At 69.5% G+C, this 23,215-nt stretch carries 20 protein-coding genes; 6 read left to right on the top strand and 14 right to left on the bottom strand.

Going from position 1 to position 23,215, the window contains the following annotated elements; translation table 11 throughout:
- The first annotated feature begins 81 nt into the window (after positions 1-81).
- A complete protein-coding gene (locus AC6I9V_RS16665) occupies positions 82-2,034 on the top strand; it encodes a M13 family metallopeptidase (RefSeq protein ID WP_497900206.1) in 1,953 nt (650 codons plus the stop codon).
- A 75-nt stretch (positions 2,035-2,109) separates the two neighbouring features.
- Here the strand turns inward: AC6I9V_RS16665 and AC6I9V_RS16660 are convergent, their stop codons facing one another.
- The 5 genes from AC6I9V_RS16660 to AC6I9V_RS16640 form a co-directional block, all read right to left on the bottom strand.
- Positions 2,110-3,684, bottom strand: coding sequence for an LCP family protein (locus tag AC6I9V_RS16660; protein WP_497900205.1), 1,575 nt, complete (start codon positions 3,682-3,684; stop codon positions 2,110-2,112).
- Positions 3,685-3,847: 163 nt separating this feature from the next.
- A complete protein-coding gene (gene era / locus AC6I9V_RS16655) occupies positions 3,848-4,807 on the bottom strand; it encodes a GTPase Era (RefSeq protein ID WP_349414238.1) in 960 nt (319 codons plus the stop codon).
- Positions 4,791-6,122 carry a hemolysin family protein gene (locus AC6I9V_RS16650; RefSeq protein WP_497900204.1) on the bottom strand — a complete coding sequence of 444 codons (1,332 nt, stop codon included), beginning with the start codon at positions 6,120-6,122 and terminating at the stop codon, positions 4,791-4,793. The genes era and AC6I9V_RS16650 overlap by 17 nt, the downstream gene beginning before the upstream one ends.
- Positions 6,119-6,592, bottom strand: coding sequence for an rRNA maturation RNase YbeY (ybeY, locus tag AC6I9V_RS16645; RefSeq protein WP_138769270.1), 474 nt, complete (start codon positions 6,590-6,592; stop codon positions 6,119-6,121). Before ybeY ends, AC6I9V_RS16650 begins: the two co-directional genes overlap by 4 nt.
- Positions 6,589-7,677 carry a PhoH family protein gene (locus AC6I9V_RS16640; protein WP_349414236.1) on the bottom strand — a complete coding sequence of 363 codons (1,089 nt, stop codon included), beginning with the start codon at positions 7,675-7,677 and terminating at the stop codon, positions 6,589-6,591. Before AC6I9V_RS16640 ends, ybeY begins: the two co-directional genes overlap by 4 nt.
- A gap of 461 nt (positions 7,678-8,138) precedes the next feature.
- Between AC6I9V_RS16640 and AC6I9V_RS16635 the strand changes: the two genes are divergently transcribed.
- Complete coding sequence (locus AC6I9V_RS16635) at positions 8,139-9,023, top strand: GerMN domain-containing protein (protein WP_497900203.1); 885 nt, start codon at positions 8,139-8,141, stop codon at positions 9,021-9,023.
- 41 nt (positions 9,024-9,064) lie between these two features.
- Here AC6I9V_RS16635 and AC6I9V_RS16630 read toward each other — a convergent pair whose 3' ends face one another.
- From AC6I9V_RS16630 to hrcA, 3 genes are all read right to left on the bottom strand, one after another.
- The gene (locus tag AC6I9V_RS16630; RefSeq protein ID WP_497900202.1) at positions 9,065-9,838 is read right to left on the bottom strand and encodes a 16S rRNA (uracil(1498)-N(3))-methyltransferase; all 774 of its coding nucleotides are present in this window, start codon (positions 9,836-9,838) and stop codon (positions 9,065-9,067) included.
- 2 nt (positions 9,839-9,840) lie between these two features.
- Entirely contained in the window at positions 9,841-10,968 is a 1,128-nt protein-coding gene (gene dnaJ / locus AC6I9V_RS16625; protein WP_497900201.1) for a molecular chaperone DnaJ, read from the bottom strand.
- 81 nt (positions 10,969-11,049) lie between these two features.
- Positions 11,050-12,063 carry a heat-inducible transcriptional repressor HrcA gene (gene hrcA / locus AC6I9V_RS16620; RefSeq protein WP_497900200.1) on the bottom strand — a complete coding sequence of 338 codons (1,014 nt, stop codon included), beginning with the start codon at positions 12,061-12,063 and terminating at the stop codon, positions 11,050-11,052.
- Positions 12,064-12,308: 245 nt separating this feature from the next.
- On the opposite strand from hrcA, the gene AC6I9V_RS16615 reads away from it, so the two are divergent.
- Positions 12,309-13,157: a DUF3097 domain-containing protein gene (locus tag AC6I9V_RS16615; protein ID WP_497900199.1), complete on the top strand. Its 849-nt coding sequence runs from the start codon at positions 12,309-12,311 to the stop codon at positions 13,155-13,157.
- Between the two features lie 120 nt (positions 13,158-13,277).
- A complete protein-coding gene (locus AC6I9V_RS16610) occupies positions 13,278-13,697 on the top strand; it encodes a DUF4870 domain-containing protein (protein ID WP_497900198.1) in 420 nt (139 codons plus the stop codon).
- A gap of 36 nt (positions 13,698-13,733) precedes the next feature.
- Here AC6I9V_RS16610 and hemW read toward each other — a convergent pair whose 3' ends face one another.
- The gene (gene hemW, locus AC6I9V_RS16605; RefSeq protein WP_497900197.1) at positions 13,734-14,972 is read right to left on the bottom strand and encodes a radical SAM family heme chaperone HemW; all 1,239 of its coding nucleotides are present in this window, start codon (positions 14,970-14,972) and stop codon (positions 13,734-13,736) included.
- 2 nt (positions 14,973-14,974) lie between these two features.
- The gene (lepA, locus tag AC6I9V_RS16600) at positions 14,975-16,828 is read right to left on the bottom strand and encodes a translation elongation factor 4 (protein ID WP_349414228.1); all 1,854 of its coding nucleotides are present in this window, start codon (positions 16,826-16,828) and stop codon (positions 14,975-14,977) included.
- Positions 16,829-17,104: 276 nt separating this feature from the next.
- Here lepA and AC6I9V_RS16595 point away from each other — a divergent pair, with 276 nt between their 5' ends.
- Both AC6I9V_RS16595 and rpsT read left to right on the top strand, forming a co-directional pair.
- Positions 17,105-17,677 (top strand): type II toxin-antitoxin system PemK/MazF family toxin, encoded by a 573-nt coding sequence (locus tag AC6I9V_RS16595; RefSeq protein WP_497900196.1) that lies wholly within the window; start codon positions 17,105-17,107, stop codon positions 17,675-17,677.
- Between the two features lie 223 nt (positions 17,678-17,900).
- Positions 17,901-18,161: a 30S ribosomal protein S20 gene (gene rpsT / locus AC6I9V_RS16590; RefSeq protein WP_056739236.1), complete on the top strand. Its 261-nt coding sequence runs from the start codon at positions 17,901-17,903 to the stop codon at positions 18,159-18,161.
- A gap of 106 nt (positions 18,162-18,267) precedes the next feature.
- Here the strand turns inward: rpsT and holA are convergent, their stop codons facing one another.
- Genes holA through AC6I9V_RS16570 form a run of 4 tightly spaced genes read right to left on the bottom strand, consistent with a single transcriptional unit; the run spans position 18,268 to position 23,185 of the window.
- Positions 18,268-19,281: a DNA polymerase III subunit delta gene (holA, locus tag AC6I9V_RS16585; RefSeq protein ID WP_497900195.1), complete on the bottom strand. Its 1,014-nt coding sequence runs from the start codon at positions 19,279-19,281 to the stop codon at positions 18,268-18,270.
- A complete protein-coding gene (locus AC6I9V_RS16580) occupies positions 19,215-21,206 on the bottom strand; it encodes a ComEC/Rec2 family competence protein (protein ID WP_497900194.1) in 1,992 nt (663 codons plus the stop codon). The genes holA and AC6I9V_RS16580 overlap by 67 nt, the downstream gene beginning before the upstream one ends.
- A gap of 1 nt (position 21,207) precedes the next feature.
- Entirely contained in the window at positions 21,208-22,083 is an 876-nt protein-coding gene (locus AC6I9V_RS16575) for a helix-hairpin-helix domain-containing protein (protein ID WP_497900193.1), read from the bottom strand.
- Positions 22,084-22,132: 49 nt separating this feature from the next.
- Positions 22,133-23,185 (bottom strand): DegV family protein, encoded by a 1,053-nt coding sequence (locus AC6I9V_RS16570; RefSeq protein ID WP_497900192.1) that lies wholly within the window; start codon positions 23,183-23,185, stop codon positions 22,133-22,135.
- Between the last annotated feature and the right edge of the window lie 30 nt (positions 23,186-23,215).

The following is a 23,215-nucleotide window of genomic DNA, read 5'->3' as shown; positions in this document are numbered from 1 at the left end:
GCCATACCTCCGCAACGTCCACCATGCAGACGCCGCACCGGTGCCAGGGCCCGGCGCAGCGTCCCATTCGAAGGAGCAGCAGTGCCGCTTTCCGGGATTGACCAGTCCACAATCGACGCCGGCGTCCGCCCCCAGGACGACCTTTACCGGCACTTCAACGGCAGCTGGCTGAAGAACACCCCCATCCCGGACGACCGGCCGCTCGAGGGCACTTTCACGGCGCTGCGCGACGGCTCGGAGCTTGCGGTCAAGGAGATCATCCTGGAAGCGGCCGGCCGCGGCGCGGACGCGACCGGCATCGAACGCAAGATCGGGGACCTCTACAACAGCTTTATGGACGAGGACACGGTGGAGGCCAAGGGTGCGGAGCCGATCCGTGCCCGGCTGGCCGAGGTCTTCGCCGCCCCGTCCGTGGCCGAGCTGGTCCGGCTCGCCGGGCGGCTGTTCCGCGCCGATGTCTCCGGGCTGTTCTACATCTATCCGGCGCCGGACGCGGGCAACCCGGACCGGATCCTGCTCTACACCGGCCAGGGCGGTCTGGGGCTGCCCGACGAGTCCTACTACCGCGACGAGAAGTTCGCGCCGATGGTCCAGGCCTACCGCGACCACGTCCGCACCATGTTCGGGCTCGCCGACATCCCCGACGCCGAGGGAGCTGCCGCCCGCGTGGTGGAGCTGGAGACGTCCCTGGCGTCGCACCACTGGGACAAGGTCACGCTGCGCAACCCGCAGAAGACCTACAACCTGAAGTCCGCCGAAGAGGTCGCGCAGCTGTTCCCGCTGCTCCCGGACTGGTTCGACGCCGCCGGGATCGCGCCGGAGAAGCGCGCCGAGCTCGTGGTGAGCACCCCGGACTTCTTCGCGGGCACGGCCGCCCTGCTGGCCACGGTGCCGCTGTCCGTCTGGCAGGAATGGCTGGCACTGCGCGTCGTCAGCGCGGCCGCGCCGTACCTGTCCGCCGCCTTCGTGGACGCGAACTTCGCGTTCTACGGCACCACGCTGAGCGGCACGCCGCGCAACCGGGACCGCTGGAAGCGCGGCGTCGCCGTCGTCGAGGCCGCCCTGGGTGAGGCAGTCGGGCAGATCTACGTCGCCCGGCATTTCCCGGAAAGCCACAAGGAGCACATGCGCGCGCTGGTGGCCAACCTGATCGAGGCGTACCGCGGGTCGATTACAGACCTGGCCTGGATGGGCGAAGAGACCAAGGTGGAGGCGCTGAAGAAGCTCGATTCCTTCCGGGCCAAGATCGGGTACCCGGATAAGTGGATCGATTACTCCGCCGTGGTCATCGACGAGGCGGACCTCCTCGGCAACGTGGAGCGGGCCCACAGCGCCGACGTCGACCGGCACCTGGACGAGGTGGGCAAACCGGTGGACCGGGAGAAGTGGCTCATGACGCCGCAGACCGTCAACGCCTACTACCACCCGCTGCTGAACGAGATCGTGTTCCCGGCCGCGATCCTGCAGCCGCCGTTCTTCACCGCCGACGCCGACGACGCCGTCAACTACGGCGGGATCGGCGCCGTGATCGGCCACGAGATCGGCCACGGTTTTGATGACCAGGGTTCCCAGTACGACGGCAGCGGCCTGCTCCGCAACTGGTGGACCGAGGCGGACCGGACCGCGTTCGAGGCCCTGACCTCCAAACTGGTGGCCCAGTTCGATGCGCTCTCCCCCGCCGAAGCCGAGGGCCACCACGTCAACGGCAAGCTGACGCTCGGTGAGAACATCGGCGACCTTGGCGGCCTCACCATCGCGTACAAGGCGTACCAGCTCAGCCTCGGCGGGCAGGAGCCGACGGTCCTTGACGGGCTTACCGGCGCGCAGCGCTTCTTTGCGTCCTGGGCCGCATGCTGGCGCCAGGTGATCCGCGGCGAGGAGGCGGTCCGCCGGCTGGCCACGGATCCGCACTCCCCCAACGAGTTCCGCACGAACAACATCGCCAAGAACCTCGATGCGTTCCACGCGGCCTTCGAACCCGCGGAGCAGGACGGCATGTGGCTGGCGCCGGAGGAACGGGTGAGCATCTGGTAGCGGGCAGCCGCCGCTGGTAGGGGCAACAAAGGCGGGCCGGGTGACATCACCCCGCCCGCCTTTGTTGTGCTGTCCCTAGCGGGTGATCAGCGCGGGGTTGGCCTGCTGGCAGACGGTGTCTCCGGCTGTCTGGTTGACGATGTCCGGCGGCAGCGTCGCCGGGGCGTCCGGCTGCTGGGTCGCGCCGGCATAGTCGCGGCCAACGTAGACCTGCACGCCGGTGACGCCGGCCGCCGGAAGCACCTGGGAGGCCGGGATGCCCAGCAGCGCGGCGACGTCCACTGCGACGTCGGCGAAGTTGGCCCCGTAGTACACCGCCGTCGTCGCCACCGCCTTCGCGGTCAGCTGGCCCGTCTGGGTGAAGCCGCCTGCGGTCAGCGCGGCGACCAGCTCCTTGGCCCGGGCCGGGTCGCCGGTGCCGTTGGCCACGGTCACGGGCTGCAGTGCCTTGTTGTAGGCCGGGGCGGCGGGGCTCTGGCTGGCCGCGGGTTCCGTACTGGCCGGGGCGCTGGCCGAGGCATCGGGTTTCGCGGCCGGATCGGTCAGGTCAATGTCCTTGCGCATTGCCGCGAACAGCTGCGAAGCGGCCGGTTCGGCCAGCTGCAGGCGGTTGGGGTCCGACACGGCGGGCTCGGTGGGGGCGGCGACGAAGGCCACCTTGCTGACGTCGATGTCCCTGAGCCGGTTCCCGACCGTCAGCAGCGTCGGGACGGAGGCCATGCCCTCGTCAATAGTGAGGTTCTTGGTGATCGCGTCCGCGATGCCAAGCATCCGGCCCGGGTTCGAGAGGGTGCCGTCGTCCTTGATCTTGCGGACCAGGGAAGACAGGAAACCCTGCTGGGCCTTGATCCGGCCGAGGTCGCTGCCGTCCCCGAAGGCATGCCGGGTCCGGACGAAGGAAAGGGCCTGCTCGCCCTGGACCTTGGAGGTGCCCTTGGGCAGGCGGAGCCCGGAGTCGGGGTCGTAGATAGCGTCACTGACGCACACGTCCACGCCGCCGACCGTGTTGGACAGCTCCTTGACCGAGTTGAAGTCGGCCATCATAAAGTGGTCGATCTCCAGGCCGGTCATCTTGTTAACCGTGTCCACGGCACAGCCGATGCCGGCCTCGGACATCGCCGCGTTGATCATGACATTCTTCTGGGCCGGAAACTCCTGCTTTGTTTTCTGGTCCACGCACTTGGGAATGTTGACCAGCAAATCGCGCGGGAAGCTGATCACGCTCACGCGCTTGTTGTCCGCGGAGATGTCCATCAGCATCATCACGTCCGAGTGGCCGTAGCCAGTGGAATCCGCCGCGCTGCCATACTGCGAGTTCTTGCCGTCGCGGGTGTCCGACCCGAGGATCAGGATCTGCATCCGGTCCTTCGCTTCGTCCACGGTGTCTTCGGTCCGGCTGTTCCCGGCGCCAAGGGCCTGCTTGGTGATGTTTCCCTGCAGCCGGATGAACCAGTACGCACCGAAGGCAATCACCCCCACAAGCAGGACCGAAATGACGAGCGTGGTGGCCTTCAGCCATACCGGGGTCCGCGGGCCAGCACCCAGATGGCGGGCGAGGCCGACGGAAGGGTCTTCCGTGTGCCGGGCAGCGGCGTTTGACCGAACCGGGGAGCCGGTTCCGTCTGCACTGTTGTCACGGGGTCGAACCACGGGTGGTGCCTTCCTTAGCGAGCGGGAGTCTGACCATTTTAGTGTCCGAAACTGGGAAATTCCCGATGGGCGTGCCGGGGCCGGGCCGCGGCGGCCTTCCGCGGTCCGGGCCGGCGGTGCGGCGGATGCATCGAAACGCCGCCCGCACCGCCGTCGTTGGGGGTCAGAAGCCCAGTTTCACCAGCTGCTTCGGGTCGCGCTGCCAGTCCTTGGCAACCTTGACGTGCAGGTCCAGGTAGATCCGGGCGCCAAGAAGCGCCTCGATGGCCTTGCGCGCCGTGGTGCCCACTTCCCGGAGCCTGGCGCCGCCCTTGCCGATAATGATGGCCTTCTGCGAGGGCCGCTCCACGTACAGGTTGACCCGGACATCCAGGAACGGGCGGTCCTCGGGGCGGCCCTCGCGCGGAACGATCTCGTCGACCACGACCGCCAGCGAGTGCGGAAGTTCGTCACGGACGCCCTCGAGGGCGGCCTCGCGGATCAGTTCGGCGATCATCACCGCTTCGGGCTCGTCGGTCAGGTGCCCGTCCGGGTAGAGCGGCGGCGACGGCGGCATGTGGCTGATCAGCACATCCGCTACGGTGCCGACCTGGAAGCCGTCCGTGGCGGAGACCGGGACGATGTCCTTCCAGCCGTCCCCGCCCAGCACCTCGCGGCCCAGGGCGGCGACGGCGAGCAACTGCTCGGTCAGGCCCTGGCGGTCCACTGTGTCGGCCTTCGTCACGACCGCGATGACCGGCTTGTTACCGAGGGCGGCGAGCTGTGCGGCGATGAACTTGTCCCCGGGGCCGATCTTCTCGTTGGCGGGCAGGCAGAAGCCGATCGCGTCGACCTCGGCGAGGGTATCGGCGACGAGTTCGTTCAGGCGCTTGCCGAGCAGGGTGCGCGGGCGGTGCAGTCCGGGGGTGTCGACGAGGATCAGCTGGGAGTCCTCGCGGTGCACGATGCCGCGGATGGTGTGGCGGGTGGTCTGCGGCTTGGCCGAGGTGATGGCAACCTTCTGGCCGACCAGGGCGTTGGTGAGGGTGGATTTGCCGGCGTTGGGCCGTCCCACCAGCACCGCGAAACCGGCCCGGTAACCGCCGAAGGGCGCTTCGCCGTCGGACTTATTCTGCTTGCTCACGTGGAACTCCCTGTTGCGTTGGTTCGGCCTCGTCGAGAAGGCCATCAAGGTCAGTTTCTTCCTTTGGAACTGCGGCCGCAATGATGTGGCTGACGCGGTTCCGGCGGCCCTCGAGCCGGTCGGCCCGGAGCGTGACGCCGTCGACGGCGACCGTGCTCCCGACGATCGGCACCCGGCCGAGCGCCTTCGCGAGCAGGCCGCCCACGGTGTCCACCTCGTCGTCGTCGAGTTCAAGGTCGAAGAGCTCGCCGAGGTCGTCGATGCTCATCTTGGCGCTGACCCGGTAGCTGCCGTCGCCCAGTTCCACGGCTTCGGCCGCCTCGGTGTCGTATTCGTCCACGATCTCGCCGACGATCTCCTCGATCAGGTCCTCCAGCGTGACCAGCCCGGCGGTCCCGCCGTATTCGTCGATCACGATCGCGACGTGCGTCGATTCCTTTTGCAGCTCCCGGAGCAGCTCGCTCACGGGCTTCGAATCCGGCACGTAGCGGACTTCGCGGGCCAGTTCGTCGACGAGCGGCGGCTCCTCGCCCGGGGCCAGGTTGTGGACCACGGCGGCGACGTCCTTGAGGTACACGATACCGAGGATCTGGTCCGTGTTCTCACCGATGACCGGGATCCGTGAGTACCCGGAGCGCAGGAACAGCGACATCGCCCGGTGCAGGCTGGAGCCCGAGTCGATGCAGAGGATGTCGGTCCGGGGCACCATAACCGAGCGGACCAGCGTGTCGCCGAAGTCGAAGACGGACTGGATCAGCTCCGCCTCGTTGTCCTCGATCACGTCGGATTCGCTCGCGCGTTCGACCAGTTCGCGGAACTCCTCTTCGCTGAAGAAGGCCTCGTTGTCCGCCGGCGCGCCGGGGGCAACAGCGCTGCCGACGGTGACCAGCCACCCCGGAATGGGGCCGAGCACCCAGCAGAGCCAGCGGATCAGCGGGGCCGAGAACCGCACCAGTCCTGCCGAGTGCACCCGGCCGAGCTGGCGCGGGGACACACCGACGATCACAAAGCCCACCAGCGCCATGATGCCCGTGGCCGCCAGTCCCGCGAGCCAGACGTTGTCCAGCAGGCTGTGCAGCAGCACGGTCACGGCCACCGCGGAGGCCATCTCGAACCAGACGCGCCAGAACCGCAGCGCACGCATGTGCGCCACCGGCTGGCCCATGATCCGTTTCAGCGCGGTGCCGCGGCTGTGCAGGATCGCCTGTTCGGCGTCATGCCGGGGAAGGTAGTTGAAGGCCGCCTCGGCCGCGGTCAGTACGGCGGCAAAACTGAGGAAGACCAGCGCCATGCCGGCCAGGATCAGTGGGGTCACTGAATCGTCTCTGCCGGGGCGTCCTTGCCGGTGAAGCCGGAGAGCAGTTCGCGCTGCAGGCCGAACATCTCTTCCTTTTCCTCCGGTTCCGCGTGGTCAAAGCCGAGCAGGTGCAGGATGCCGTGGGTGGTGAGCAGCAACATCTCGTCCTGGGTCGAGTGCCCGGCGTTCTTGGCCTGCACCTCGGCCACCTGGGGGCAAATCGCGATGTCGCCCAGCATGCCCTGCGGGGTCGGCTTGTCCGGTGTGCCCGGGGTCAGCTCGTCCATCGGCACGGACAGCACGTCCGTGGACCCCGGCTCGTCCATCAGTTCGATGTGCAGCTTCTCCATGGCGGGCTCGTCGACCAGCAGGATGGACAGCTCCGCCTGCGGGTGAATGAAGAGCCGTTCGAAGACAAACCGGGCCAGGGCCACCAGTTCCGCTTCGTCGACGCTCACGCCTGATTCGTTGTTGACTTCGATGCTCATGCGCGTTCTCCCCGGTTCTCCCGGGCGACGGAGTGCTTGACCCGGTTCCTTTGTATTTCGTCCCAGTTGCTGTAGGCGTTCACGATGTCGCCCACCAGCCGGTGCCGGACGACGTCGGAGGCGTCCAGCACCGAGAAATTGACGTCCTCGATCCCCTGCAGGATCTCTTCGACGATCCGCAGCCCGGAGCGGGTGCCGAACGGCAGGTCCACCTGGGTGACGTCGCCGGTGACCACCATTTTGGAGCCGAAGCCCAGCCGGGTGAGGAACATCTTCATCTGCTCGGGGGTGGTGTTTTGCGCCTCGTCCAGGATGATGAAGGCGTCGTTGAGCGTGCGCCCGCGCATGTAGGCCAGCGGCGCAACCTCGATGGTGCCGGCGGCCATCAGCCGCGGGATCGACTCGGGGTCCATCATGTCGTGCAGCGCATCGTAGAGCGGGCGGAGGTAGGGGTCGATCTTGTCGCTGAGCGTGCCGGGGAGGAAGCCCAGCCGCTCCCCCGCTTCCACCGCCGGGCGGGTCAGGATGATCCGGTTGACTTCCTTCTGCTGCAGCGCCTGGACCGCCTTGGCCATGGCCAGGTAGGTCTTGCCCGTGCCGGCCGGGCCAATCCCAAAGATCACCGTGTTCGCGTCGATCGCGTCCACATAGTTCTTCTGGTTCAGGGTCTTGGGCCGGATGGTCTTGCCGCGGCTGGAGAGGATGTTGAGCGTCAGGACGTCCACGGGGTTCTGCAGCGACTGGCTGCGCAGCATTGACACCAGTTGCTGCAGTACGGCCGGTGTGATGACGGTGCCGCGGGCCACGAGGCCGCGCACTTCGTTGAGCAGCCGCATGATCCGGGGTACGTCGGCGGCCGGGCCGCTGATGGCGAGTTCGTTGCCGCGGACATGGAAGTCGACGTCGGGGAACTGGGTTTCGATGAAGCGCAGGGCTTCGTCGTGGCTGCCCAGGGACTGCACCATTTGGTCGGAGTTGTCGAACAGGACCACTTCCGTCCGCAGGCCTGGGAGGGAGTGGGGAAATTCCCCTGCGGTGCGCTCGCCCGCGCTGATCCGGGCCTTGCCGTTGGCTGCTTCAGTCATGGTGTTGGCCCGTGGGCCTCTGGTCCCCTCCAGTTCGGAAATGGTCTCCCGCCATTGCCGGCCGACGCCGGTCCGGGCCGTCAGCGCCGGTTCCGGCGGGTCCCTCCATCTTACGCCAGCGCGGCCCGGGACCGGCGCCCGGGTCCGGCGCAGCGACATAAGGTATCAACTTCATATCGTCCTCATATCGTTCCCGTTGCAGTTCGCCGGCCGGCGCGAAAACCCGCCCGGAGCGCCCCGGCGCTGTGTAATGCTGGATTTGGCCTTACCGGGCCCGACGCCGCCGTTCCCCGACGGAGTGCGGGCAACCCGGCGCGGCCGGCGCCCTGCCCGCGGAATAAACCAGGCAGGCACGGAGCAGTGCAGGAATCAGGGCTCACAGCGAAAGGACGGCGGCCATCAGCCAGCGTGAAGTAGTCAAGGCAGCAGGACGGCGTGCGCGCCGTGGGGCCCTGCTGCTGGTGCTACCTGCCGCCCTGGCGCTGTCCGGCTGCGTGGCCACGCCCCAGCCGGGAATCACCGACTCGGCAACTCCCACCCAGACGGTGCCCGGCCCCGCCGCGGGCGCCGCCGCCACCAGCGCGCCGCTGGAATCCACGCAGGCGTCCAACAAGGCCCCGGTCTACTGGATCGGGCGCAGCAACAACAACGTCTTCCTCTACCGCGAGTTCCGGGACGTCTCGGAGCAGGACAACCCCATTACGCGGGCCCTGCGGGTGATGATGTCCGAGAAACCGCTGGATCCCGACTTCTTCACCCCCTGGCAGAACCCGAAAAAGCTGGCCACCTCGATTTCCGGCAAGAACGTCATCACGGTGGATGTGTCCGCGGACGCGTTCAACAGCAACGTCGACGCCGAGATGGCCGAACGCGCCATCCAGCAGCTGGTCTACACCGCCACGGCCGCCGGTGCCAGCGCCGGCCTGACCGACGCCGGGCAGCAGATCCAGGTGGTCATCCTGGTGGACGGGCACACCGATTACGTCGCGTTCAACCGGGTCCGTCTCGGTTCGCCGACGTCGCGCAGCGCCGGGATGGTGGCGCCGGTGTGGATCATCGATCCGCAGGAAGGCACCCAGGCAGCCGAGGGGGCCGTGAAGTTTACCGGCCGGAGCACAGTCCCGGGCGGCAAGCTGCGCTGGGAGATCCTGCGGGTCGACGGCACCACGAAGACCCCCTACCTGAACGGCAACATCACCGCCTCCCAGGACGGCGCGCAGGCCGGCCTGTTCAACTTCTCCCTGAACCTCGGGCCCGGCAGCTATGAGGCCCGGGTGTCGCAGGTGGATCCGGGCAGCACGGTGCAGGACCTGAACGTGGACACCCGCGGCTTCACCGTCCGCTAGGCACTGCTCCGGCAGCAGCGCCCGTCTGCGGTGCCCGGCAGCTACCAGCGGCCGAGCACGTCGCTCGCCAGCACGGTGGCAGCCGGCCCCGCGGTGGAGGAACGCAGCACATGATGGCCCAGCAGGGCGGTCACCGCACCGGCGTCGCACAGCCGGGTGACCTCGCGGGGGCTGATCCCGCCCTCGGGACCGACAATCAGGAGCACCTCGCGCGGCTCGCCGCCGTCACTCAGTGCCTGACCGCGCCAGCTTTCCAGCACCTGGCGGAGCGGGCGGACCGCGTCCTCGTGCAGGATGACGGCAAGGTCCGCAGCCGCGACGGCTGCCTGCAAGCCGCCGCCGTCGACGGCGTCCCGGACCTCCGGGATCCAGGCGCGGCGCGCCTGCTTCGCCGCTGCCGTCACCACGGACTGCCACTTGGCGTGGGCCTTCGCGGCGCGCTCGGGCTTCCACCGGACGATCGACCGTTCCGCCTGCCAGGGCACGACGGCGTCGATGCCCAGTTCCGTAGCAGTTTCGGCGGCCAGTTCGTCGCGGTCGCCCTTGGCCAGTGCCTGCACCAGGATCAGCCTGATATCCGGCCGCGCCTCGGTGGCCGCCTCGACGCATTCCACCGTCAGCTCCTGGGGAGCGACGGCGGTGACGGTGCCGGTGATGCGGGTGCCGGCGCCGTCGGCAAGGTCGACCGCCTCCCCCACGGCCAGCCGCTTGACGGTCACGGCATGGCGCGCCTCGGCGCCCGTGAGGACGAACGTTGTGCCGGGGGCCTGGTCGTCCAGGGTTCCTGCGGGCGTGAAGAAGACCGGGTTACTCACCGCTACAGGTTACCGAGCCGGTCCCGCAGCTTGGCGAAGACGCCGCCGCTGGCGGCGAGCTTGCCCTCGGTGAACTGCTCGCCGCGGAGCTTGGCGAGCTGGCGGAGCAGGTCTTCCTGGGCGGCGTCGAGCTTGGCCGGGGTGTCCACCTGCAGGTGCACCTTGAGGTCGCCGCGGCCGTAGCCGCGCAGGTGGGTCACACCCATGCCGCGGAGCGTGATGATCTCGCCCGACTGGGTGCCTGCCTTGACGTCGATCTCCTGCGCCCCGTCAAAGGTCTCAAAGGTCACTTCCGTGCCCAGGGCGGCCGCGGTCATCGGGATGTGAAGGCTCGCGTGCAGGTCGTCGCCCTCCCGGACGAAGGTCGGGTCGTTGTTGACCCGGATCTCGACGTACAGGTCGCCGGAGGGACCGCCGGCCGGGCCGGCCTCACCCTGGCCGGAGAGCTGGATGCGGGTGCCGGTGGCAACGCCGGCCGGGACCTTGACAGTCATCGAGCGGCGGCTGCGGATCCGGCCCTGGCCGGCGCACTCGTTGCACGGGTCCTTGATTACGGTGCCGAAACCCTCACAGCTCCCGCACGGGGCAGTCGTCATAACCTGGCCGAGGATGGAGCGCACCGCGCGCTGGACCTGGCCGCTGCCGCCGCAGATGTCGCAACGTTCGGGGTGGCTGCCCTCACGGCAGCAGGAGCCCTCGCAGGTGGGGCAGGTGACGGCGGTGTCCACCTCGAGCTTCTTGTTGACGCCGAAGACGGCGTCGCGGAGCTCGATCCGGACGCTGATCAGTGCGTCCTGCCCGCGCCGGACCCGGGACGCGGGGCCGCCCTGGCCGCCAGCGCCGCCGAAGAAGGTCTCGAAGATGTCCTGGAAGGCGAAGCCCTGCCCGGCGTAGCCGCCGCCGAAGCCGTTGTCGGTGCCGTTCTCGTTGCCCGTCGTGTCGTAGACCCGGCGTTTCTGCGGATCGGAGAGCACCTCGTAGGCGTGCGTGACCGCCTTGAACCGGTCCGAAGCGTCGTCACCGGGGTTCACGTCCGGGTGCAGGGTCCGCGCGAGTTTGCGGTAGGCCTTCTTGATTTCTTCCCCCGTCGCTTCGCGGGAGACTCCAAGAACGTCGTAGTGGCTGCTCAAAGTGTGTATCTCTTCCTGGTTGTACTGCCGGTAACTGGCAGAGCCTGTATCAGGTAAATGGCTGGTGCCGGGGCCGGGCCGTCAGGGCCCGAGGATCCGTGAAAGGTAGCGGGCCACCGCACGGACGGCGGCCATGGTGGTGGGATAGTCCATCCGCGTGGGTCCGAGGACGCCGACCTTGGCGGTGGCGTCCGGACCGTAGCCGGTGGCCACCACGGAGGCTTCGGAGAGGCCGTCGTAAGGGTTCTCCCGGCCGATGCTGACAGTGACGCCGCGGGGGTCCTGCGCCATGTCGCTGAGCAGGCGCAACATCACCACCTGCTCCTCGAGGGCCTCGAGCACCGGGCCGATGCTGAGCGGGAAGTCCACGTTGGACCGGGCCAGGTTGGCCCTGCCGGCCATGACCATCCGTTCCTCGCGGCTGCTCGCCGCCAGCGACTCGAGCCCCCGGGCGAGGGCCTGAGCCGCGCCGCGCCGAGCGGGCGGGCAGCTGTCCGAGACGGCCTGCAGCGACTGCGGCAGCAGGTTCAGCGGGGTGCCCGAAAGCTTGGCCAGGAACAGGGTGCGCAGTTCCGCGAGGGCCTCGTCGCCGAGCTCCTGGCCGACGTCGATCACCCGCTGTTCCACCTTGCCGGTGTCGGCGATCAGCACGGTCAGCACCTTGCGCGGAGCCAGCAGCACAAATTCGATGTGCCGGACCCGGGCCCGGCTGAGCAGCGGGTACTGCACGACGGCGACCTGGTTGGTCAGCTGCGAGAGCAACCGCACAGTCCGGTCGAGAACGTCGTCGAGGTCGTCCGAGCCCTCCAGCAGCGCCTGGATGGCGCGCCGCTCCGCCAGGGACAGCGGCTTCACGGCCGAAATCTGGTCCACGAACAGGCGGTAGCCCTTGTCGGTGGGGATCCGACCGGCGCTGGTGTGCGGCGCCGTGATCAGGCCCTCGTCCTCCAGGGCCGCCATGTCGTTGCGGATCGTGGCGCTGGAGACGCCCAGGTGGTGCCGCTCCACCAGCGCCTTGGATCCCACCGGTTCACGGGAATGGACGTAGTCCTCCACGATGGCGCGCAGTACTTCAAGTTTGCGTGGCTCGCTCACGCCCCACCTCCAATCGACCTGTTTCCGCTGAGCCGGGTGCCGCCGGGCGTGACGGGACGCGCCCGGAAACCCGCGGTTAGCACTCGACATGCCTAAGTGCTAACCAGTCTAATATGACTCGCGCCGTTGTTAGCATTGGATTCGCTGCGGGCGTGACCGCCGGGACAGGTGTTTCCGGGCACACCGCAGGCCGCGGGACCGAATCGTCCCCCGAAAATTTCCGAGCGCAAAGCAGTGTGTAGCAGATGACGTACCAGAACTGGGGCCCGCAGGACCTGTCCGCCCCCGCCAAGGCCCAGCTCCCTGAAATCCCGGTGGAACGCGGCATGGTGCTGGAGGACGTGCAGTCCGGCTGGGTGGGCGCTGTGACCCGGGTGGAGAAGTCCGGCGGCATGCACGTTGTGGCCCTCGAGGACCGGCGCGGCAAGTCCCGTTCCTTCCGGCTGGGCTTCGGCTTCCTGCTGGAGGGCCAGCCCATCCGGCTGATGCCGCCCGCCCCCCGGGCCCCTGCTGCGGCAGTCGGGGCGCGCACGGCCTCCGGCTCGGTGCGGGTGGCCGGACAGCGCGCCCAGGTGGCCAAAGCCAGCCGGATCTGGGTGGAAGGCAAGCACGACGCCGAGCTCGTCGAGAGGGTCTGGGGCGATGACCTGCGGGTGGAGGGCATCGTCGTCGAGCCGCTGCATGGCATCGACGACCTGGCTGCCGCCGTGAAGGAGTTCGGGCCGGGTCCGGGCCGCCGGCTCGGTGTGCTGGTGGACCACCTCGTCCCGGATTCGAAGGAGTCCCGGATCGCCGACGCCGTGATGGCGTCCCCGGGGGCCGCCGGCAACGTGCTGATCGTCGGTCACCCCTACGTGGACGTCTGGCAGGCCATCCGCCCGGCCGTGCTGGGCATTGAACAGTGGCCGGTGATCCCGCGGGGGGTGGACTGGAAGACCGGGATCCTCACGGCCTTCGGCTGGCCGCACAGCAGCAAGGAGGACATCGGCCTGGGCTGGCAGAAACTCCTCGGCGCCGTCCGCAGCTACGCGGACCTGGAACCGTCCCTGCTGGGCCGGGTGGAAGAAGTCATCGACTTCCTCACGGTGCCGTAGCCGCCCCGCCGTGCGCCGGTTCGGTGCCCGAGCAAGTATTCTTGGAACGGCGCCCGCAACGTTTGTTGCGGCCGCGGCCCTACAAGTACCAATGCTCCACCGCAATCCAAAGGACGAAACGTGGCAGAAGATGCACGCGAACACACGGACCACCAGGCAGGCCATGGCGAGTCGCAGTATCACGGCGTGCCCGCTAATGCCCTGCCGCTGACGGCGAGCGAGGACCGGCAGTGGGCCACCCTGGCGCACTTTGGCGCCATTCTGGGCTGCATCCCTTCGCTGCTGATCTACCTGATCTTCAAGGACCGCGGCCCCTTCACGGCGCAGGAGTCGAAGGAAGCGCTCAACTTCACGCTGCCGCCCACGATCGCCGCCGTTCTCGCCAACCTGCTGGTCTTTGTCCCGGTGGTCGGAAACCTGTTCGCCGTGCTGGCGACGGCCATCTGGCTGGCCCTGGCCTGCTTCTCCGTGGCCGCGGGCATCCACGTCAACCGCGGCCAGCCGCACCGCTACGAGTACAACCTCCGCTGGATCAAGTAGCGCGAACGGAGACCTACCGCCGGCGCGGTCCGCGTCCTAGTCGGGCAGGATCCTGCGGACCACCGCGTCCGCCAGCAACCGCCCCTTGAGCGTCAGCACCAGGCGGCCCTTGAACGCCTGCACCGGGTCCACCAGCCCGTCCGCGATCAGCCCGGCCACGGCGTGCCGTCCGGTGTCCCCCAGCCCGCCCAGGCCCGGGATGTCCAGTCCGGTCACCAGCCTGGCCTCGAGCATCACGCGCTCGACGTGGCGGGTTTCAGAATCAAGCGTCTCCCGGCCGGCGGCCGGTGATACGCCGGAGCCCAGCCGGGATGCGTAGGCCGTGGGGTGCTTCACGTTCCACCAGCGGACCCCGCCCACATGCGAATGTGCGCCGGGTCCGATCCCCCACCAGTCGTCCCCGCGCCAATAGGCCAGGTTGTGGCGGCAGGCCTGCTCCGGGGTGCGGGCCCAGTTGCTGACCTCGTACCAGCCAAGGCCGGCGGCGGAGATCAGCTCGTCGGCGAGCTCATATTTGGCTGCGTGGTCGTCGTCGTCGATTCCGGGAACCTCGCCGCGGCGGATCTGGGCGGCGAGCTTGGTGCCGTCTTCGACAATCAGCGCGTAGGCGCTGATGTGGTCCGGGCGGTAGGAGAGCGCCGTCTCGAGCGAATACCGCCAGTCCTCCAGCGACTCGCCGGGCGTGCCGTAGATCAGGTCCAGGCTGACGGCGAGGCCGGCCTCGCGGGCCCACTCGACCACCTGCGGCACACGGCTGGGCGTGTGGGTGCGGTCCAGGACCTTCAGGACGTGCGGCACGGCGGACTGCATGCCGAAGGAGACCCTGGTGAAGGCGGCATCGGCGAGCAGCTGCAGTGATTCGGGTGTGACCGAGTCCGGGTTGGCCTCGGTGGTGACCTCGGCGCCGGGCTCCAGGCCCCAGGTCTTGATCGCGGCCGCCAGGATGCTGGCCAGGTCCGCAGCCGGCAGGAGCGTGGGCGTGCCACCGCCAAAGAAGACGGTGCTGAGCCGGCGCGCCGGTAGCCCCGATGCTGTGAGCACCCGGCCGGCGAACTCCACTTCGGCGACGGCGGTGGCGGCGTAGGCGTCCTGCGAGGCACCGCCGCCGAGCTCGGTGGCGGTGTAGGTGTTGAAGTCGCAGTAGCCGCAGCGGACGGCGCAGAACGGAATGTGCACATAGAGCCCGAAGGCCCGGTCCGCGGCGCCCTCCAGCGCCTGGCCGGGCAGGAGCCCGTCCGGCGGCACGGGGTCACCGAGGGGAAGCGCGCTTGGCATGGCTACTTCTTGGCCTTGTCCTTGGACTCTTCCGTGGTCAGAGCGGCGATGAAGGCCTCCTGCGGCACCTCGACGCGGCCCACCATCTTCATGCGCTTCTTGCCTTCCTTCTGCTTTTCCAGCAGTTTGCGCTTTCGGGTGATGTCACCGCCGTAGCACTTGGCCAAGACGTCCTTGCGGATGGCGCGAATGCTTTCGCGGGCAATGATCCTGGAGCCGATGGCGGCCTGGATCGGCACCTCGAACTGCTGGCGCGGGATGAGTTCGCGCAGCTTGCCGGTCATCATCACGCCGTAGGCGTAGGCCTTGTCGCGGTGGGTGATGGCGCTGAACGCGTCCACCTGCTCGCCCTGGAGCATGATGTCCACCTTGACGAGGTCGGCCACCTGGTCGCCGTCGGCCTTCCAGTCCAGCGAGCCGTAGCCGCGGGTCTTGGACTTGAGGATGTCGAAGAAGTCGAAGACGATCTCGGCCAGCGGCAGGCGGTACCGGATTTCCACCCGGTCCTCGGAAAGGTAGTCCATGCCGCCCATCACGCCGCGGCGGCTCTGGCACAGCTCCATAATGGCGCCGACGAATTCGTTGGGCGCCAGGATGGTGGCCGCCACCATCGGCTCGCGGACCTCGGAGACCTTGCCGGTGGGGTATTCGCTGGGGTTGGTGACGTGCACGACCTTCTTGTCCTCCAGCGTCACCTCGTACTCCACGTTGGGGGCGGTGGAGATGAGGTCCAGCTTGTACTCGCGTTCGAGCCGCTCGCGGGTGATTTCCAGGTGCAGCAGCCCCAGGAAGCCGACGCGGAAGCCGAAGCCCAGCGCGGCCGACGTCTCCGGCTCATAGACCAGCGCGGCGTCGTTGAGCATCAGCTTCTCCAGCGCGTCGCGCAGCACCGGGTAGTCCGTGCCGTCCAGCGGGTACAGGCCGGAGAAGACCATCGGCTTGGCGTCGGCGTAGCCGGGCAGCGAGTCGCTGGCCGGCTTAGCCAGGTTGGTGACGGTGTCGCCGACCTTGGACTGGCGCACGTCCTTCACGCCGGTGATCAGGTAGCCGACCTCCCCGACGCCCAGGCCCTTGGACGGGGTGGGCTCCGGGGAGCTGACGCCGATTTCGAGCAGTTCGTGGGTGGCGCGGGTGGACATCATCTGGATGCGTTCGCGCGGGTGCAGCATCCCGTCGACCACACGGACGTAGGTGACAACGCCGCGGTAGGTGTCGTAGACGGAGTCGAAGATCATGGCACGGGCGGGGGCGTTTGGATCGCCGACCGGGGCGGGGAGGTCGCGGATGATCTTGTCCAGCAGGACCTCGACGCCGGCGCCGGTCTTGCCGGAGACGCGCAGCACCTCGTCCGGGTCGCCGCCGATGAGGTTGGCCAGTTCCTCGGCGTACTTCTCCGGCTGGGCGGCGGGAAGGTCGATCTTGTTCAGGACGGGAATGATCGTGAGGTTGTTCTCCATCGCCAGGTAGAGGTTGGCGAGGGTCTGTGCCTCAATGCCTTGGGCCGCGTCCACGAGCAGCACGGCGCCCTCACACGCGGCCAGCGACCGGGACACCTCGTAGGTGAAGTCGACGTGGCCGGGGGTGTCGATCATGTTCAGCGCGTAGCTGGTGCCGTCCAGTTCCCACGGCATCCGGACAGCCTGGGACTTGATGGTGATGCCGCGTTCGCGCTCGATGTCCATCCGGTCCAGGTACTGGGCCTTCATGTCGCGGGACTGCACGACGCCGGTGTACTGGAGCATCCGGTCGGCCAGTGTGGACTTGCCGTGGTCAATATGCGCAATGATGCAGAAGTTCCGGATGAGGGCCGGATCTGTTGCGGCAGGCACCGGGGCGGTGCGGGCCATGGGAGACACGCAGGGTCCTTACTGTTTGGCAATACCTGGGAGCTGTACTGGCTGGCTGTTCCACGGCCGAACGCAGCGGGTGGAACCGTGTTGCCTGTTCCACCGCGCTGCGGCACGCCGCATTTCTCGTTCCTTATAGTCTCCCACGTCCCGGAGCGTGGCCCTGCATCAGCCGCCGCGGTCAGGCGCCGGCCGGGCCACGGCCAAGTGCCGGCCGGGCGCCGGCCAAGTGCCGGCCGGGCGCCGGCCGGGCGCCGGCCGGCAGGCAGCCGGTAGGGTTTCCCCATGGCCATGAATCTCCGTTCCCTCAGCAACGCCGTCCGCGGCGCCCTGCGCTTCCTCGACCGGCTCGGCGGCGGCGCGCCGGCCCAAACGCGGCGCACCGGCGGCAAGCCCGGCCGACCCCCCGGCCGCCCTGCCGGCGGCAAGTCCCCGGCCACCTCCGGCGGACTCACCGGTACCTACCCGGGCGATTTCCGCGGCAAGGCCACGGTGCAGTACAACCCCGCCGCCAACGGCCGGCCCGAACCCGGCGAGATCGTCTGGACCTGGGTGCCGTTCGAGGAGGACCACACCCGGGGCAAGGACCGCCCGGTGCTGCTGGTGGGGAGCAAGGGCCGCTACCTGCTCGGCCTGATGCTCACCAGCAAGGACCACGACGGCGACGACCGGCGCGCCGACGACTACGTGGACATCGGCACCGGCCCCTGGGACCGGCAGTGGCGTCCGAGTGAGGCACGGCTGGACCGCGTCCTGCAGATCAATCCCGAGGACGTGCGGCGCGAAGGTGCCATCCTCGACGCGGGACGTTTCCGCGCCATCTCCGCGGCGCTGCGCGACCGGCATGGCTGGTCCTGACCCCCGCTTCCGGGCATCCCGCCACGCGGGCCCGCCCGCGACCCGCGGCGGCCGCCGGAAATCGCCACCGGCCGTGCGTCTCTGCTATTATTGACAGCTGTGTGTCCGTGCAGGTCGACGGCCACAGATGGTTGGTCGCCATAGGTATCCCCACGCCGCTCAGTCAATGGCCAATCTGAAAGCCCTCTAGACCATTTTCCGCATTGAAAAAGAGAGTTCACACGTGGCTAATATCAAGTCCCAGAAGAAGCGCATCCTGACCAACGAAAAGGCTCGCCTGCGCAACAACGCAGTCAAGTCCGAGCTGAAGACGGCCATCCGCGCCGTCAACACCGCCGTTGAGTCCACCGACAAGGATGCCGCTGCTGCTGCACTGGTTACTGCCAGCCGGAAGCTCGACAAGGCTGTCAGCAAGGGTGTTCTTCACAAGAACAACGCTGCAAACCGCAAGTCCGCGATCTCCAAGAAGGTCAACGCACTCTAAGGTTTTCCAGTTCAACCGAACTGATGATTGTGGCCGGCACCCCCAGGGTGCCGGCCACAGCCAGTTAACGCGGAAGTTTGACCAATGCGAGCCGCCGTGCCTAGCGTCAGCGGCGCACCGATCCGGCAATGACCGTCACGGCGTGTTCGACGGCGTAAACCGGGTCTCGAGAGAGCCCCTTGACCTGCGCGTCCGCCTCGGCGGTGACCTGGATGGACCGCACCAGGCCTTCCGGCGTCCAGCGCCTGACCTCGCGCTGCGCCTGCTCGACCAGCCAGGGCTGCATGCCCAGCTGCTTCGCGATCTGCCCGGAGGAGCCCGAGGCGCCCGCGACCTTGGCCAGGGAGCGCAGCTTCGACGCCAGGGCCGCGACGATCGGCACCGGGTCCGCTCCGGTGTCCAGGGCGTGGCGGAGCGTGGAGAGGGCCAGCGGCGCGTTGCCGGCCATGGCGGCGTCGGCAACCTTGAAGGCCGTGGCTTCGACCCGGCCGCCGTAGTAGCGGTCCACCATGTCGGCGTCGACGGCGGTGGTGGCATCAGCGATCAGCTGGCTGCAGGCGGCGGCGAGTTCGGCCAGCTGCGCGCCGACGGCGTTGACCAGGGCATGCACGGCGTCCTGCTCAATCCGGCGGGCGGCCGCCTTAAACTCGGTCGTGACGAAAGCGGCCTTGTCCGCGTCCTTCTTCAGCGGCTGGCAGTCAACCACCGGCCAGCCGCCGGCCTTGATCGCGTCCAGGAGTTTCTTGCCCCGCACTCCCCCGCCATGGCGGAACACCAGCACGGCGTCGGGCTCGGGCTGGGCCAGGTATTTCAGGGAGTCGGCGAGGAAGGCGTCATTCATGGCCTCCAGTCCCTCGACCTCGATCAGCTTCTGCTCGCCGAAGAGGGACGGGCTAACGTTCATAGCCAGGGTGCCGGGCTCGTAGCTGCCGGCGTTCAGCCGGGTGACCTCGACGTCGGGGGCGGCCGCCCTGACCTGGGAGCGGATCCGGTCCATGGCGCGGGAACCAAGGTAATCCTCCGGGCCGCCGACCAGGACCACCGGCGCCGGCGTCACATCGCGCCAGGTGGCGGTGTTCGCCGCCGCGGTCCGGGTGCGTTGGGTCTGGGCAGCAGCCACTGGTGATTCCTCCGGGAAGTTGGTTTGCAGACTCTAAGCCTGCCACGGCGGGGACGGTCCACCAAGCCGCGGCGGCCGGGTCCGTGGTGTCGGCGCGTTGCGCCCCCGGGGGATGTTCCCCGGTCCAGCGCGGCGGCCAGGAGGAGCGCCATCCGTTCCTGGATGATCCGGACCCGGACCAGGGTAGCGGAGGGGTGGGTCACGAGCCAGATGGCGGCCACGGACAGCACGGAAAGCAACGCCATCGTGGACGCACCGAACGCACCCTCCGGCCAGGGCAGCGCCGCGCCGGGAAGGGCGGCGAAGTACCGGGCAATGCCCGCCACGCCGCCCGCGAAGGCACCGGCGACGGCAAGCGGAACGGCTGCCAACGCCGGGACCACGGCAACGAGCGGCACGGCGGCCGTGCCGACCACGGTCACCGGAGGCACCAGCGCGGCAGCGGCGAGGTTCGCGGGCAGGGCGTAGCTGGAGAACTGCGGCTGCAGCAGCACGATGAGTGGGCCGCAGAACAGCTGGGCGGACAGCGGAACCGCGATTCCGGCGGCGCACCAGCGCGGCACAACGGCGGGTAGCCAGGCCATCAACGGCCTGGCCGCAACCACGATGCCAAGGGTGGCCAGTACCGACAGCAGGAACCCGAAGTCGGCCGCCAGCGCCGGATCGGCGAGCAGCAGTCCGGTGGAGGCAACACAGAGCAGGCTGAGGCCGCGCCCGGCCCGGCCGAAAGCCAGCGCCGAGAGGCCGACCGCGCCCATGAGCGCGGCCCGCAGCACACTGGCATCCGGGCCCACCATCAGGACGAACAGGCCCAGCCCCACCAGGGCACAGCCGGCTACCGCCGGCCGGGGCAGCCGCAGGGTGCGGGCAGCCAGCAGCAGGACCCCCAGGACCAGGCTGCAGTTGGCCCCGCTCACCGCCGTCAGATGGGTCATCCCCACCGTCTTCATGGCAGCGGCGAGCTGCGGGTCCAGCGCCGCGGTGTCACCGGTCACCATGCCGGGCAGGAGCCCGCGCGCGTCGCCCGGCAGCCCGGCCGCGGCGGCGCTGAAGCCGTGCCGCAGGCCGGCGGGGGCTCGTTGCCAGCCAGCGGGCGTCGACAGCCGGACCGGGGCGGAGGAGGCGGTCAGCATTCCGGCCTCCGCTCCGCCGGCGCCGGCCGGCTTGAGCCTGCCGGTGGTCCGGATCCGCTGGCCCGGTTCGGCAGTTGCCCAGTCGTCCCCGCCCAGCACCAGCAGCGCCGTGCGGGACTCCACCCGGCGGCCGTCAAAGACCAGCACCAGGGCCGTGGCGGGGACCGCCCAGCGGGCGGTGAGTCGGGGGGCCGCCGCTCCCCCGAGCTGCCGCGGCACACCTGCGACTTCCAGTTCGGCTATCACGGAGGCGCCGCCGGCGACTGCCTCCGCGACGGCACCCTCATGCCGTTGCATGGACGCCACCGCCGCGTGGGCGGCAGTCGCGCAGGAGAGCAGCAGCGCCGCGGCCGCGGTGGCTCGCAGGCTGCGGGTGGCGGGCATGGGGCGCCCGCGCCGGTGCCGGTGCCAGTGCCAGTGCCAGTGCCAGTGCCAGGGTGCCAGCAGCGCCAGGGCAGCCGCCACGAAGCCGGCGCACAGGCCTGCGATCGCCGGAGGTTCCAGCCGGCCGGCGGCGAGGGCCGTCCCCCAGACCAGCAGCGCCGCGGGCACCAGCCGGAGGTCGGTGCGGCGCCGCCGCCCGGGCTCGGTAGACCCGGTGCCCCGTCCTTCCTGCGCGGCCCGGACACGGTGATGGAGCCAGGACAGTGCGGCCCGTCCGGATCCGGCGGCCCCGACTCTCAGCCACGCCCAGGCTACCGGCGTCCCGTCTTCAGGCGCGGCGGCCCGGGCCGTGGTTGCTGCGGCGGCATCACGGAAGGACTGCCAGCGGTGCCCCTGTTCTCCGGCCATGTCAGACCCGCACCAGCGGTAGCAGGGCCTCGAGCAGTTTGGGGCCAACCCCCTCGACGGCGTCGAGTTCATCAACGCTGCCGAACCGGCCGTGCTGCTTGCGCCAGTCCACGATCCGCTGGGCCAGGACCGGCCCGACCCGGGGCAGCGTTGCCAACTCTTCGACGTCGGCGGTGTTGAGGTTGACCTTGGCCGGGGGGCCGGTGCCGCCGGAAGCACCCGACCCGTCGGCTCCGGCGCCGGGGACGGCGGCGTCGGTGCTGCCCCGCTCCGGGACGAGGATCTTTTGGCCGTCCTCAAGTAGGGCGGCGAGGTTGAGCCGGTCCAGGTCGGCGGTTCCCGTGCTTCCGCCGGCGGCCGTGATGGCCTCGTGGAGCCGGCTTCCCGTCGCGAGCTGCACAATGCCGGGGCGCGCCACGGCACCGGCAATGTGGACCACGATCGTGCCGCCCGTCGATGTGCCGGAGGGCTCGGCTCCGGCCGGGCCCGAGCCGTCCTGCCCGCCGGGACCCGGCTCACCAGCCCCGGCACCGGCAGGAGCCGCACGGTCCTCGGCGCCTGCGCGGGACGGTTCCCCCAGGGGCTGGGCCCGGGGTGCGCCGACGGCGGCCTGCCACCAGAACCAGCCTCCCAGCAGCACCGATAGGGCCGCAAGCAACGCCGTGGCACGGCGGCCGGTCCGCCATCTGAACCTTGCGGCAGGGAGCCCCGCAGCGGCGCCCGCCTCCGGGGCGGCTGTGGCCGCTGCGGCTGGCGCGGCGGCGAGCAAAGCGTCCTGCCGCGCAGGGCCCAGGCTGGCGGTCCAGCGGTGCCGGGCTGGGCCCGTGACCGGGTGGACTGCGCTGCGGGCTTCGACTCCCGGATCTCGGCGCGACATGGAACCCAGCCTAGGGACGGCGCCGCACCCTCGGCAGGCGCCGGATCGGCTATGTGGAAAGCGGCCTGGGGCCTCCGAGCCCCCCGGGCCCCGTGGACGCCGCGGCGGGACCGGACGTCCCCGGCAGCGGGGTGCTGCTCTCCCCCACGATCACGGCCAGCACGCCGAGTCCGGCGTGGGCCGCCAGCACAGCGGGCAGCGAACTGATCTGCGCCGGCGGGCAATCCGGAAGCATCCGCGCAAGCCGGGAGGCCACTTGCTCCGCCTCGGCCGGGTTGCCGAAGTGGTGCACCGCAATCCGGGCTTCCCCGTCGGGTCTGGTCAGCGCATCCGCTGCGGCGATTTCCTCGAGCCGGGCAATGGCCCGGGCCGCGGAGCGGACCTTTTCCAGCGGCACGACTTTGCCGCCTTCGACCGCGAGTATCGGCTTGATCGAGAACATGGTCCCCCAGAGCGAGGCGGCCGCGCCGATCCGGCCGCCGCGGCGCAGCTGCTCTAGGCTCGGGACGTAGAAGTAGACCTTGGTGCGGGCCAGTCGCTCCTCGGCAAAGGCCTTGACCTCGTCGGCACTCCTGCCGTCGGCGGCCGCGACGACGGCGCTCTGCACGCCCATGCCCTGCGCCATCCCGACGGTGCGGGAATCCAGGACTTCCACCGGTATACCCACCCGGGCCGCCGCGAGGCGCGCCGAGTCGGCGGTGCCGGAGAGTTCGCCGGAAATGTGGATGGAGACCACCGCTTCGAAGCCACGGGCCGCCGCGGCGAGGTACGCCTGTTCGAACTGGCCGGGTGAGGGCCGGGAGGTCCGGACCGGAACCCCGCCGGCCAGGGCGACGGCGATGGTCTCTGCGATGTCGTCCTCGCCCTCGCCATAGATCTCCTCGCCCACCATCACCGGCATCGGAACCACGCTGAGGCGGCCGTCGGCGGTGAAGTCGCGCACCCAGTCCGCCGGCAGGGCCGCCGCGGAGTCGGTGACCACGGCCGTGCGCACGGCCACCGCCGGCACCGGTTCAGGTACCGCTTCGGGCCGGGCGGCCTGGCGGAGCCGGATGAGGCGCTCGCGCAGCCACGGCCAGCCCGGGGGCTCACGGTCCGGCACGGGGCACCTCCTGGAAAGGGTTCCGGCCGC

It is taken from the genome of Arthrobacter sp. SlRoot2-15, from assembly GCF_059739345.1.
This window is presented reverse-complemented; position numbering and strand designations above follow the sequence as displayed.